This is a genomic window from Streptomyces sp. NPDC001292 (assembly GCF_042896465.1).
In the GTDB taxonomy this organism is placed as follows: Bacteria; Actinomycetota; Actinomycetes; order Streptomycetales; family Streptomycetaceae; genus Streptomyces.
This window is the reverse complement of sequence record NZ_JBIAXG010000014.1, coordinates 16,880-29,298: the sequence shown is the minus strand read 5'-3', so window position 1 is coordinate 29,298 and position 12,419 is coordinate 16,880. Positions and strand designations below refer to the sequence as shown.

The 12,419-nt window shown below is 72.2% G+C and carries 13 protein-coding genes and 2 pseudogenes; 7 read left to right on the top strand and 8 right to left on the bottom strand.

Annotated features, from left to right (window positions below):
* Nucleotides 1-136 precede the first annotated feature (136 nt).
* A complete protein-coding gene (locus tag ACFY4A_RS17030) occupies nt 137-955 on the top strand; it encodes a DUF5995 family protein (protein ID WP_390830225.1) in 819 nt (272 codons plus the stop codon).
* A 312-nt stretch (nt 956-1,267) separates the two neighbouring features.
* Nucleotides 1,268-3,082: a DUF2207 domain-containing protein gene (locus ACFY4A_RS17025; protein WP_390830224.1), complete on the top strand. Its 1,815-nt coding sequence runs from the start codon at nt 1,268-1,270 to the stop codon at nt 3,080-3,082.
* A 159-nt stretch (nt 3,083-3,241) separates the two neighbouring features.
* Here the strand turns inward: ACFY4A_RS17025 and ACFY4A_RS17020 are convergent.
* A pseudogene (locus ACFY4A_RS17020) lies at nt 3,242-3,535 on the bottom strand (Tn3 family transposase); the annotation flags it as partial.
* Nucleotides 3,536-3,676: 141 nt separating this feature from the next.
* On the bottom strand, nt 3,677-4,276 hold the full coding sequence (locus tag ACFY4A_RS17015; protein WP_390830223.1) for a DinB family protein: 600 nt from the start codon (nt 4,274-4,276) through the stop codon (nt 3,677-3,679).
* Nucleotides 4,277-4,385: 109 nt separating this feature from the next.
* Here ACFY4A_RS17015 and ACFY4A_RS17010 point away from each other — a divergent pair.
* The 3 genes and pseudogenes from ACFY4A_RS17010 to ACFY4A_RS17000 all read left to right on the top strand — a co-directional run.
* A pseudogene (locus ACFY4A_RS17010) lies at nt 4,386-4,493 on the top strand (hypothetical protein); the annotation flags it as partial.
* 70 nt (nt 4,494-4,563) lie between these two features.
* On the top strand, nt 4,564-4,845 hold the full coding sequence (locus tag ACFY4A_RS17005; protein ID WP_390830328.1) for a universal stress protein: 282 nt from the start codon (nt 4,564-4,566) through the stop codon (nt 4,843-4,845).
* A 123-nt stretch (nt 4,846-4,968) separates the two neighbouring features.
* Nucleotides 4,969-5,262, top strand: a complete 294-nt coding sequence (locus tag ACFY4A_RS17000; protein ID WP_390830222.1) for a hypothetical protein — start codon at nt 4,969-4,971, stop codon at nt 5,260-5,262.
* A gap of 56 nt (nt 5,263-5,318) precedes the next feature.
* Here the strand turns inward: ACFY4A_RS17000 and ACFY4A_RS16995 are convergent, their stop codons facing one another.
* Complete coding sequence (locus ACFY4A_RS16995; RefSeq protein ID WP_390830221.1) at nt 5,319-5,552, bottom strand: hypothetical protein; 234 nt, start codon at nt 5,550-5,552, stop codon at nt 5,319-5,321.
* Nucleotides 5,553-5,662: 110 nt separating this feature from the next.
* On the opposite strand from ACFY4A_RS16995, the gene ACFY4A_RS16990 reads away from it, so the two are divergent.
* Nucleotides 5,663-6,154, top strand: a complete 492-nt coding sequence (locus tag ACFY4A_RS16990) for a hypothetical protein (RefSeq protein ID WP_390830220.1) — start codon at nt 5,663-5,665, stop codon at nt 6,152-6,154.
* 43 nt (nt 6,155-6,197) lie between these two features.
* On the opposite strand, the gene ACFY4A_RS16985 is transcribed toward ACFY4A_RS16990, so the two are convergent.
* On the bottom strand, nt 6,198-6,413 hold the full coding sequence (locus tag ACFY4A_RS16985; protein WP_390830219.1) for a dodecin: 216 nt from the start codon (nt 6,411-6,413) through the stop codon (nt 6,198-6,200).
* Between the two features lie 256 nt (nt 6,414-6,669).
* Here ACFY4A_RS16985 and ACFY4A_RS16980 point away from each other — a divergent pair, with 256 nt between their 5' ends.
* Complete coding sequence (locus tag ACFY4A_RS16980) at nt 6,670-7,917, top strand: extracellular solute-binding protein (RefSeq protein WP_390830218.1); 1,248 nt, start codon at nt 6,670-6,672, stop codon at nt 7,915-7,917.
* 87 nt (nt 7,918-8,004) lie between these two features.
* On the opposite strand, the gene egtD is transcribed toward ACFY4A_RS16980, so the two are convergent.
* From egtD to egtA, 4 genes are read right to left on the bottom strand one after another with little or no spacing between them, the layout of a single operon-like run.
* Complete coding sequence (gene egtD, locus ACFY4A_RS16975) at nt 8,005-8,967, bottom strand: L-histidine N(alpha)-methyltransferase (RefSeq protein ID WP_390830217.1); 963 nt, start codon at nt 8,965-8,967, stop codon at nt 8,005-8,007.
* A complete protein-coding gene (egtC, locus tag ACFY4A_RS16970) occupies nt 8,964-9,755 on the bottom strand; it encodes an ergothioneine biosynthesis protein EgtC (RefSeq protein WP_390830216.1) in 792 nt (263 codons plus the stop codon). Before egtC ends, egtD begins: the two co-directional genes overlap by 4 nt.
* Nucleotides 9,755-11,071 (bottom strand): ergothioneine biosynthesis protein EgtB, encoded by a 1,317-nt coding sequence (egtB, locus tag ACFY4A_RS16965; protein WP_390830215.1) that lies wholly within the window; start codon nt 11,069-11,071, stop codon nt 9,755-9,757. Before egtB ends, egtC begins: the two co-directional genes overlap by 1 nt.
* Nucleotides 11,068-12,417 carry an ergothioneine biosynthesis glutamate--cysteine ligase EgtA gene (gene egtA / locus ACFY4A_RS16960; RefSeq protein ID WP_390830214.1) on the bottom strand — a complete coding sequence of 450 codons (1,350 nt, stop codon included), beginning with the start codon at nt 12,415-12,417 and terminating at the stop codon, nt 11,068-11,070. Before egtA ends, egtB begins: the two co-directional genes overlap by 4 nt.
* Nucleotides 12,418-12,419 lie beyond the last annotated feature (2 nt).

Genomic DNA, 12,419 nt, shown 5'->3' with positions numbered 1-12,419 from the left:
GGTCGGGGCTCCCGTCCCGTTTCCTGCAGGGCGGGGACCCTCCCCGGTGTGCGGTGGTAGGACAGGGCTGTAATCGGCACTGCGGACAGCAGCCAGAGTGCGGTCCGAACGAGGGGCCGCGAGGGGGGAGTTGGGCATGGCGGCGGAGAACATCGACGATGTCGTGGAGGGGCTTGCCGGCATCGTGCGGGAGGCCGGTCGCGCCGGTGACCGGGTCGGGTACTTCGCGGCGCTGTACCGGCAGGTGACCGTTGAGGTCCGCACGGCCATTCACGGTGGGCTGTTCGACGACGGCGCCCGAATGGACCGCTTCGACACGCTCTTCGGCAACCGCTACTTCGACGCGTACGACGCCTGGCGTCGTGACCGGAGCGGGCCGCGTTGTTGGCGCGAGGCGTTCGGGCTGCTCAACGACGCCGACACCGTCATCGTCCAGCACCTGATACTCGGCGTGAACGCGCACATCAACCTCGACCTGGCCATCGCCGCCGCACGGACCAGCCCAGGCGAGGCCATCCACGCGTTGCGGCGCGACTTTCTGCTGATCAACGACATCCTTGGGCGGGTGGTGTTGGCGGTGCAGGACTCGGTCGGCGCCCTGTCGCCACTCTTGTCGCTGCTGGATCGGGTCGGAGCCCGAACCGACGAGCGGATCCTCGACTTCAGTGTCCGTCAGTCCCGCGAGGAGGCGTGGTACAACGCCGTCCTGCTTGCCGGCCAGAACGACGAGGAGCGCGAGGCCACCATCCAGCGGCTCGACATCCGGGCCGCCGTGCTCGCACGGTTGACAGCGCGACCGGGCGGCCTGGTCCGGCCGGCCTTGCAGCTGATCCGGAGCACCGAGAGTGATGACGTGCCGGCCGTCATCACGCATCTGGACAACGCCATGAGCGATCCTCCGTCTGGCAGGGGACGGGGTGAGGCCCGGCGGATCGACCGGCCGGCATCTGGCTGAAGCCGGTGCCGGACACCTGCTCACCTAGTGTCAGAACGAGCCTCAGCTGTCGCTCGACGAAGCGATTCAGCAGGCCCACCGTGAGGACGTTTCCCATGCCGATGCCCCGGCAGGACCGCAGTCCCCCGGGGCATCGGCGGTTTGCGGGGCGGCATCCGGATCGCACCGGAGTTGCCCTGACGCGACCGGCGGTGAACCGCGGTCTGCCGCACTGGAGTCCCTCCGCACTGTCCCAAGGGCGAACCCCTCCGATCCAGGCGTGATGTCATTGTGGTCGCATGCTGCAGGTGTCCAAAGCGACTGGGGGTTGCCGTGAGCGGCAGATCGAAGGTTTCGGTACGACGGCGCAGACGCGTCGGCATGGTGTGGCTGGTCGTCTCCGCCGTGCTGGTGGGCGCAGTCGCGACGTTGGGCGCCTTGGCCGGGAACACCGAGCGGGTCACCAGGATGTGGGTCGGCGCCGAGATCAACAAGGACGGCAGCGCCCGTGTCACCGAGGTGATCGACTACGACTTCGGGGTCGGCATCGAGGGACGGCACGGCATCTACCGTGACATCCCCGGCCTCGGCTACGAGGACGAGTCCAAGCCCCATGTCGCCATGGACGGCGGCCCGGTGCCGTATGAGATCACCATCCCCAACAACAGGGACCTGTGGGGCGAGGACGTCCGAAGCTTCCGCGTGGGCGACCCCCACGACGCGGTCACCGGCGTCCACCGCTACTCCGTCCAGTACACGCTCCAGAACGTCGCCCCCGGCGGCAAGCTCGCCTGGGACGCGATCGGCACCGGCTGGAACGTCGACGTCGACAACGTCCAGATCCACGTAGTGGCCCCGTACGACCTCGCCGACGCGCGCTGCGTCCAGGGCACCGAGGGTTCCCAGCAACGCTGTGCGCTCACAAAGCCCGGAACGGGCCACCTCGTCGCCGACCTCGGCCAGCTCGGCGCGGGCAAGGGCGCCACACTGTACGCGACCCGCACCGGCGGCACGCTCACCGACAGGGCGGCCGCGCCCGTACCGCCCTCGGGCCCGGCGACCGGCAACGACGTGGGCGTCGGCACGCTGGTGCCCGGCCTGATGGCCACCGTGATCACCATGCTCGCCGCGCTGGTGACGACGCTGGTGATGCGCCTCATGGGGCGCGAGCGGGTCACGGCGGACGGCGGGGACGGCAGGGAGAAGCGTGTCGACATCCAGAAGCTCAGGCGGTCTCTGACCCCGGTCCCGGCCCCTCCGGCCGAACTCACCCCGGCGCAGGGCGGCATCCTGCTCGCCGAATCCGTCCTTCCCCAGCACCAGGTGGCCTGGCTGATGACCACCGCCCTCGACGGCCACCTCGACATCGACGACAACCAGCACCATCCGACGCTGACCCGACGTACACCTGCGGACGGCGGAGAGGTGGACCCGACGGTCAAGGACGTATTCGACCGTGTGTTCCCCGGCCGTGACAGCGTGACCCTGGGTACGTACGACCCGTGGTTCAGGACGGGCTGGGTCGCTCTCCAGGGACACCTGGATGCCTGGCGGCGCCACTCCGGGCTGTGGGATCCGGTCGGCGTCGACCGCCACTTCTGGGCGCAAGTGGGCGGGGTCGTCGCCGCCGTGGTGGGCGTGATCGCCGTCGTCGTCGGCAGCGTACTCAGCGACAATGAGGTGGGCCCTGCCTGGTGGGTGGTCCTGGTGTCCGGCGCGGTCGCTGCGGGCGGCGGCCTGGCCGGTGCCATCCGGGGCTGGGAGCTGGAGGTCCGCTCCTCCCGCGGTACGGCCCTGTGGATCCAGGTGGAGTCGTTCCGGCGCTATCTGTCCGACCCTGCTCCCCAGCAGGTGGACGAGGTCGCCGTTGCCGGGAGGCTGGACCTGTACACCGCGTGGGCGGTGGCCCTCGGCGTGAACGACCGCTGGTCGCAGGCGATGACCGACTCGACGGCCACCGCGACCGCCGCCCGCTCCGCCCGCCGCGCGCAAGGCTTGTCCTTCTTCGGCCCGGCCGTCGCCGTGGCCCTGATCACCTCCGCCGCGGCGTCGGCGGTGTCCCCCTCCTCCGGCGGTGGCGGCTCCGGCGGTTCCGGTGGCGGTGGGGTCGGCGGCGGCGAGGGAGGCGGTGGCGGCGGCTCCTGGTGAGTGCGGGGCCGCTGCCCGATGAGCGATCGGCCGGTTCGGGCGTGAGTGGACCGGCCGACGGCCGCCGTTGTGCGGTGACGGCGCGGGAGGAAGGCGCCGTCACCAAGGAGTGGGGCCGCCCCGAACGTCCGTGTTCGGGCCGGCCGGCCGGGAGTTCGGTCAGCAGGTGGGGACGCCGGGGAGCTGGGCCGACGGATGGTCGATGTAGATGTTGCTGATGAAGCCCTTGGGTGCACGACCGGCACCCCTGCTCTGCGGGCCGGTCCGGCACGACCGCAGCCGCTTGCTGCGGAAGGCGTCTTCGGCGGACTGGGAGAAGCCGTGGAACGCCTCGACCTTGTTGGTCGCCGCGGTCACCCGGCGCCGCAGCGGCGCGTCGGAGAGGTAGCGCAGCAACCGCACGGTGCGGATCACCCGGCCGACCTCGCGGAACGCGGTGTGGATGGCGTTCTTCCGCGACCCCGAGCGGCAGCCGCTTCAGCAGCGTCGACGAGGAGACCACTCCCTCCGTCACGGAGATGGCCACCCGCATCAGGTGCCGGAACCGCGACCCAGTCCGCTGTCCCGGGTCAACCGAGGCGGGATCAGCCCCTGTCAGCCCTTGCCCGCCTCCCGTGCGGCCCGCTCCAGTCGGCGCCGGTGGTTCTCCCACCACGTGCGATCGCCCGGAGGGACGTTGTCGGAGCCCTTCGACAGGCCTACGGTCCCGTCGATGAGTTCCCGGACGATGTCGGCGTGGCCGGCGTGCCGCTGGGTGTCGGCGATCACGCGGACCAGGATGTGGTGCAGGGTCACCTCTCGCCGCTCCTGCGGCCACCAGGGGACGTGACCGGTCGCGTCGAGCGGCAGTTCCGCGATCGTCCCGTCCGCGTGTTCCCACGCCCGCCGGTACAGTCCGACGATCTCCTCGCGTGACTCGTCCGCGGTGGCCCACATGTCCGCGTTGGGCTCGGCGTCCTCCGTGTACCACCAGGACGGCGGCTCACCCTCGAAGAACGGCCGTCCGAACGTATCGCCGAAGTAGCCCAGTTCCACGCCGGCGGTGTGCTTGACGAGCCCCAACAGGTTGGTGCCGGTGGGGGTCAGAGGGCGGCGGACGTCGTATTCCGAGAGCCCTTCGAGCTTCCACAGCAGGGCGTCACGGGCGTCTTGCAGATAGCGGAGAAGGTTCGCCTTCGGGTCTGCTTCGATCATGCCGGGCAGTCTTCCACCCGCCACTGACAACCGGGCCCGTCTGCCGCCCGGGGTGCGCGGGGCAGGAGCGGGAGACAAGCTGAAGGTACGGATCCAGGGCAGGTGACTCATGAGCGACCTGATGGCGTCCGCACGGATCGTGGTCGGCGTCGACGGCTCCGAGCCGTCGATGGCCGACCTGCGCTGGGCGGCGCGGCAGGCCGCCCTGACAGGTGCCGTGGCCGAGGCGGTGACCGCGTGGGAGGACCCGCTGTGGTACGGCACGAGCCCCATGGCCGCCGGATTCGATTGCGCGGACAACGCGGCGAAGGTCCTCACCCAGGCGCTCGACGAGACCTTCGGCCCCGACCGGCGGTCGAGATCCGGCCCCGGGTCGAGCGCGGACACCCGGCGGGTGCGCTGCTCGAGGCATCCCGGGGAGCGGAGTTGCTGGTCTGGGGAATCGGGGGCACGGCGGATTCACCGAGGCGCTGCTGGGGTCGGTCGGCCAGCACCTCGTTCAGCACGCGGCGTGCCCGGTGGTCGTCGTCCGCGGCCCAGCCGACGCGATGCGGAGTGGCCCGTACTGAGCTCCGTCCGCAGGACGATCGGCGTCCGGCTGGGCCGTGCGGCCCCATGACACAGGGGGTCCGCCGGGCGAGTGTGGAAGGGCGCGGGACCCGAGCGCAGGAGCAGGAGAGAAGGGCGACGTCATGGCCTGGGCATCATGGACCACCCCCGGGGTCTTCACCGGCCGGGGCGGTGTACGGACCGACGAGGCGGGGGTCGTCACCGGCAACCTGACCGTCCACACCACCTGGGACGGCAACGAGGCCGACGTGACGGTCGGGTACACCGGCACCTCCGAATGGTTCACCCTCACCGGAAGTCCCGTGCCCTGCCGTTCCGAGCGGCGCAGCCGGGAACTGCACCAGGCCGTGGTGGCCGCCGTCAGCGCGGGTGGCGGAGCCACCATCCAGCAGACGCGCGTGAGGGAAACGACCTGAACCCGAACCGCGACGAACGTGTCCTGTGCCCCGTCGGCAGACCGTTCCCGCGGCGCTCAGCGGCGCCTGTCGGCGGGCTCGGGTCCCCAGTACTCGGGGCCGCCCCCGCGCCAGTCGATCAGTGGGGAGACCGAGACCTCCACGGGATCGACGTCCAGCCCGGCGCGGCGCAGGAACTCGGCGACGTCGGCGACGCTGTAGGCCAGCCCCAGGATCTCGCCGTTCACGCGGACGCGCCGGCCGCCCGTCGGGGAGGGCGGGTGCACGATCACAGGCAGTGCTCCGGGCATGTACCCAGCATGGGATGCGGCCGCGCGGCCCGCATCCGGACGGCGGTGGCCCGCGCCGTGGCCCGCCTTCGGGGAGGGCCCGGCAACGCGCGCCCGATTACGCTGGCGGGGTGACGGACAGCAACAGACGGCCGCTCGCCGTGTTCGACCTGGACAACACCCTCGCCGACACGGCGCACCGGCAGCGCTTCCTCCAGCGCCGCCCGCGCGACTGGGACGGCTTCTTCGCGGCGGCGCCCGAGGATCCGCCGATCGGGCAGGGCGTCGAGCTGGCCCGCCGGAGCGCGGCGGAATGCGAGGTCGTGTACCTCACCGGGCGGCCCGAGCGGTGCCGCCGGGACACCCTGGACTGGCTGGCCGCCCACGGGCTGCCCGAGGGCCGCGTGCACATGCGACGCGACGGCGACCGCAGACCGGCCCGCCGCACCAAGCTGGAGACACTGCGGCGGCTCGCCCGCGACCGGGAGATCCGTGTCCTCGTGGACGACGACGAGCTGGTGTGCGAGGACGCCGAACAGGAGGGGTTCCGTGTCCTGCGCGCCCGCTGGACGGTGCCGTCCGCCGAGTTGAGGACCGCGCAGGAGAGCGAGGGACGCACCTGAGTCGCAGGAGAGCGAGGAACGCCCCGAGAGCGACGCAGTTGCGTCAGCCCACGTCCTCGATCCGGAAGCCGACCTTCAGACCGACCTGGTAGTGCTCGATCTGCCCGTCCTCGAGCTGGCCCCTGACCTGGGTCACCTCGAACCAGTCCAGGTTGCGCAGGGTCTGCGAGGCGCGGGTGATGGCGTTGCGGATGGCCTGGTCGACGCCTTCGTGCGAGCTGCCGACGATCTCCGTGACCCGGTAGATGTGGTCGGTCATGCGGGTGGCTCCTCTCGGTGGGCGGCTCCGGTGACGCGGGCACGGGGCGTCACGACTTCCGGGCGCGCGTGTGGCGCGGGTCACTCCACCGTGCCCTATACGGAGGCGGAGCGCGAGACGAAGGGGTACGACAAGCCGGACATCACTTGACCCGGGCATTGGTCCATACCAAAATCGCAGACCACACCCGCGCGAGCCCCGCTCGTCCCCCCACGTCGGGCCCCTTCCCTGTGCGTCGGAAAGAACAGGACCCCTCGTGAGACCTCGCCTCCTCGCTCTGCTGTGTGCGTCCTCCTTCCTGGTCAGCGCCTGCGGTGTGCTGTCGCAGGGCGGAAACGGGCGGCAGACCGTCACCGTGTGGATGATGAAGGGCAGCGCGTCCCAGGACTTCCTGAACCGCTTCGCCGAGGACTTCGAACGCACCCACGGCGACCTGCGTCTCGACATCCGCATCCAGGAGTGGACCGGCATCGGTCCGAAGGTACAGGCCGCGCTCACGAATCGCGCTGAGGACGGCCCCGACGTCATCGAGGTCGGCAACACCCAGGTCGCGCAGTACGCCAAGGGCGGCAGGCTCACCAACCTGACGCTGGAGTCGATGCGGGACTGGGGCATGCGGGACTGGCTGCCCGGTCTGGCCGAACCGGGGCTGGACAACTCCTCCCAGTACGGCATCCCGTGGTACGCGGCCAACCGGGTCGTCATCTACCGCAAGGACCTGTTCGAGCAGGCAGGCCTCATCAAACCGCCCCGCACCCGGACCGAGTGGCTCGCCGCCGGCGAGAAACTCGACTCCGGCGGCAACCAGGGGATCTACCTCGCCGGACAGGACTGGTACACGCTCTCCGGCTTCATCTGGGACGAGGGCGGCGACCTCGCCACGGAGACCGGCAGCGGCTGGAAGGGCGCCCTGGACAGTGCCGCCGCGCTGCGCGGCATGGACTTCTACCGGCAACTCCAGGCGCTCGGCCGGGGCCCGGTCGACGCCGACGAGGAACACCCGCCGCAGGCGGAGGTGTTCGCCGGGGGGAAGGTGGCGCAGATCGTGGCGGTGCCCGGCCTCGCCCGGACCATCGTGGAGAAGAACCCCGCCCTCAAGGACAAGCTGGGCTTCTTCCCCGTGCCGGGCAAGACCGCCGGCCGGCCGGGCACGGTGTTCACCGGCGGCTCAGACCTCGTCGTGCCCCGGAACACCACCGACCGGGACGGCGCCGTCGCCGTGGTCGCCGCTTTCACCGGCGCCAAATGGGACACCGACCTGGCCCGCACCATGAACTACGTCCCCAACAAGACGAAGCTCGCCGCCGCCGTCGCGGACGAGGAGGGGGCCGCGGCCATGGCGGCGGGCGCCGCACACGGCCGGGCGACCCCCAACACGCCGCAGTGGGCCACGGTCGAGGCCGACAACCCGATCAGGGACTACATGTCGAAGGTGCTCTCCGGCGGCGACCCGGCGACGGAGGCCCGGCGCGCCTCACGGCGGATCACCGAGCAGTTGGCTTGACCGCCCGGCACCCTGAGGGGCCCTCCGGGCGACGGCCCGGAGGACCCCCGGGGCCTGAAGGGGGCGCCCGGTGCCCCGCCCCCTCCGTCACCGCACCACGCTCAGCGACAGCGCGAAGCGTTCCTCTCCGTCAGTCCACCACCGCTCCAACTCAAGTCCCGTGGCGGCCAGTTCCGCGCCCACCCGGTCCTTGCGGAACTTCGCCGACACCTCGGTGCGCAGATCCTCGCCCGCCGCGAAGTGGACGGCGAGATCCAGCGCGGGCACCTTCACCGTCTGAGCGGTGCGCGCGCGCAGCCGCATCTCGATCCACTCGTTGGTCGCGTCCCAGAGCGCCACGTGGTCGAAGGCGTCCGGGTCGAAGTCGGCGCCCAACTCGCGGTTGACCACGTTCAGCACGTTCTTGTTGAACGCGGCGGTCACCCCGGCCGCGTCGTCGTACGCCCTGACCAGCACGTCCTCGGCCTTGACCAGGTCGGTGCCGAGCAGCAGCGCGTCGCCGGGCGAGAGCAGGGCGCGCATCGCGGCCAGGAACTCGGCGCGTTCGCCGGGCAGCAGGTTGCCGATCGTGCCGCCCAGGAACGCCAGGAGCCGCGGGCCGGGGGAGCGGGGCAGGGTCAGGCCGGTGGTGAAGTCGGCGATCAGCGCCTGCACGTTCAGCTTGGGCCGCTCGGCGACCAGGGTCCGCCCGGCCTGTTCCAGCGCGGTGTCGCTGACGTCGACGGGGACGTAGGTGCGCAGCCCGGGCAGCGCGTCGATCAGATGGCGCGTCTTCTCCGAGGAGCCGGAGCCCAGTTCGACCAGCGTGCGGGCGGGAAGCGCGGCGGCGATCTCGGTGGCGCGGCCGGCGAGGATCTCCAGCTCGGCACGGGTCGGGTAGTACTCGGGCAGTTCGGTGATCCGCTCGAACAGCTCGCTGCCGCGCGCGTCGTAGAACCACTTCGGCGGCAGCGTCTTGGGGTCGGAGGTCAGGCCGTGCAGGACATCGGCGCGCAGGGCCGCGGCCATGGCGTCCTCGGGCAGGGTGCGGGTGACATGGAACTCACTCACGTGCGGGGCTCCTCGGATCGTGCGGGTGCCAGGTCCTCGGTGGGGTCCTTGAGCGGGGTGAGCAGGACGTCCGTGCGGCTCGCCGCGAGCAGGGTGCGGTCGGGCACCTGACGCCAGCGCGGGTCGTCGTCGTAGGGCTCGGAGGCCACCACCGTGCGGCGGCCGGGCTCGGCCAGATACCACAGGCTGTCGCCCCAGGCGGTCGCGGTGATCGTCTCGCCGTTGGTGAGCAGCAGGTTGAGCCGCGAGCCGGGGGCCGCCGCGGCGACCTCCTGGACGGTGTCGGCGAGTGCCTGCCCCTCTTCGTCACCGCCGCGGAGCCGGGCCAGCACCAGCGCCCACACGAGCGCCGAGTCGTTGCGGGCCTCCAGCGCCAGCAGCTCCCGGGGCGGCAGGGTCCGGGACACCGCGGCGAGCGAGTCCGGCCAGCCGGTGACGGCGCCGTTGTGGCTGAACAGCCAGGTGCCCGCGGCGAACGGCGCCGCCGCGGCCTCCGCGTCCGCGCCCGAAAGGGTCGCGTCCCGCACCGCGGCGAGCAGTGCCGAGGTGCGCACGACCCGGGCCAGGTCGGCGAAGGACAGGTCGGCCCAGACGGGACCGGCCCGGCGGTAGCGGGCCGGCACCGGGTCGCACTCCGCGTACCAGCCCACCCCGAAGCCGTCGGCGTTGACCGTCCCGTGCCGCTGGTGCCGGGGCGCCCACGCCTGCCGGTACAGGCTGTGCGCCGGTTCCACCAGGTACCGGCCGAGCGGCTCCTCGGGTCCCAGGTACGCCAGGTGACGGCACATCAGGTGTTCTCCGAACGGGCCGTGCGGAACCCGGAGAAGATCTGCCGCCGGATCGGATGGTCCCAGTTGCGGAACGTGCCCCGGCAGGCCACCGGGTCCACGGCGAACGAACCGCCGCGCAGCACCTTGTACTCCGGCCCGAAGAAGACCTCCGAGTACTCCTTGTACGGGAACGCGGTGAAGCCCGGGTAGGGGAGGAAGTCGCTCGCCGTCCACTCCCACACGTCCCCGATCAACTGCCGTACGCCCAGCGCCGACGCCCCGCCCGCATGGCTGCCGGCCGGCGCCGGTCGCAGATGCCGCTGACCGAGGTTGGCGTGCTCCGGCGTGGGGTCGGCGTCGCCCCACGGGTAGCGCGTCGAGCGCCCGCTCACCGGGTCGTGACGCGCCGCCTTCTCCCACTCGGCCTCGGTGGGCAGCCGGCGTCCGGCCCAGCGGGCGTAGGCGTCGGCCTCGTACCAGCACACGTGCAGCACTGGCTCGTCGGGCGGTACGGCCTCGGTGACGCCGAACCGGCGGCGGAGCCACTGGCCGCCGTCACGCCGCCAGTACAGCGGCGCGTCGATGTCGTGCCGCCGTATGTGGGTCCAGCCGTCCGGTGCCCACCAGCGGGGCTCGGTGTAGCCGCCGTCCTCGATGAACGCCTGGTAGGCGGCGTTGGTCACCGGGGTGGTGTCGATCCAGAACGGCGGCACCTTACGCACGTGCGCGGGCCGCTCGTTGTCCAGCGCCCATGGCTCGGTGGAGGTGCCCATGGTGAACGGGCCTCCGGGTACGAGGACTTCGGGCGGACCGGTGAACGGCGGGGCCGGCTCCGGGTCCGGCGCGGTCAGGGCCTGCGGGCCCCGGCGGAGCTGGTGGGTGATCAGCATGGTCTCGTCGTGCTGCTGCTCGTGCTGCGCGATCATGCCGAAGGCGAAGCCGGCCTCGGTCAGCCGGGTGCCGTGGAACGCGGTGGACTCCAGGACGTCCAGCACCCGGCCGCGCACCTCGGCCGCGTAGCCCCGGGCCTCGCCGGGGGCCATCAGCGGAAGCGAGGGGCGTTCGGCGCGCGGGTGCTCGAAGGCGTCGTAGAGGTTGTCGATCTCGGGGCGCATCGCCTCGTGGCCGGCGACCGCCCGCAGCAGCCACAGCTCCTCCTGGTTGCCGATGTGGGCGAGGTCCCACACCAGCGGGGACATCAGCGGCGAGTGCTGGGCGGTGAGGTCGGGCTCCTCCACGCAGGTGGTCAGCAGCGTGGTGCGGTCACGGGCCGTGCTGAGCGAGCGCAGCGCGCGCTCGCGCAGCGTCTCGGCGTCGAGGGCGGGATCGGTCATGGAGCGATGTCCTTCCCGTGTGCGGTGGGGGTTCCCCGGTTCGGGCGGAGGCGGGAACGGGGGTGCTCCGAACCGCGCAGCCGGTCCAGCAGGTCGTCGGCGGGACAGCGGCCCCGGCGGACGTAGCGGTCCTGGAACGCCGCGACGGCGTCCGTGACCTCGGTGGTGGCGCCGAGCCGGGGCAGGGCCTCCAGGGCGGCGGCGAAGCAGGTTACGGCCGCCTCGCGCAGGTCGGGGTCGGCGAGCCCGGAGCGGGCCGCCTCGGTCCACAGCGGATTGTGCGGCGCGGGCAGCGGCCCGGACCGCTCGGCGAGGGGCTTCACCACCCGGTAGACGGTCTCCGCCGCCTCCGGGTCGTCGAACAGCGCCGCGGTGACGGCCAGCGGCACGATCCACCCGTCGTCGCCGGGCTGGGCGTCGATCATGCGCAGTTCCAGGTGGCCCCGCGGCCGGACCGGCGGGAACAGCGTGGTGAGGTGGTAGTCGAGATCCGCCCGGGTCGGCGGCCTCGGCCGGCGCGCGCGGATCCACCTGCGGAAGGTGAGCCCGTCGGGCACCTCCCACGGCCCGTCGTCGTGCCGTACGCACATCACCGGCGCGTCCAGCACGTGCCGGGCCCAGGCGGCGCGGGGATTGCCGTTCAGCGCGGGGGCGCCGGCCCGTCCCGGGCCGATCTCCATCCACATCAGCTGCCGCGTGGAGAGCCAGCCGGTGGGCCGCCGCGCCACCAGCGGGGAGTGGGCGAACGCGGCCACCAGCACCGCGCCCAACTGGTGCGCCAGCCACCAGCGGCGTCCGTGGCCGAGTGGTCCGGGCTCCTCGTGGCCGGCGTCCACGCAGATCTGTACGGACGCCGAGGCGCACATCATGTGCCGGCCTGCCGGGCCACCGCGGTCCAGGCAGGCCTCCAGGGCGTCGTAGCGCCGCTCGCGCAGGAATCTGCGGGGGGTGTGCCAGGGATCGTGGCCGACACCGACGAGACGGAGTCCGTCCTCGGCCAGTACGGCGCGGACGGTGTCGAGGTCGGCGGAGACGGTACCGATGCACTCCATCAGGGAGGCGGCGGGCGGCGAGCTCAACTCCAGCTGGCCGCCGGGTTCGACGGTGAGCGCCGACCTCAGGGGCACGGTCCGCAGTGCGGCGTAGGCCGCTTCGAGACGTTCGGGTGTGACGGGGAGCCGCGGCGTACGCAGCTCATGGACGAGCCATTCCACTTCGACCCCGAGGGCGCGGGGCGGTCCGGTCTTGAAGCAGATGCCGCTGACCAGAGCCTCGGCCTCGGCCTCGGTGACGGCGGTACGGGGTTCCGCACGGCCGCCCGCCGAGGTGGGCTGCGCATCGGACATAT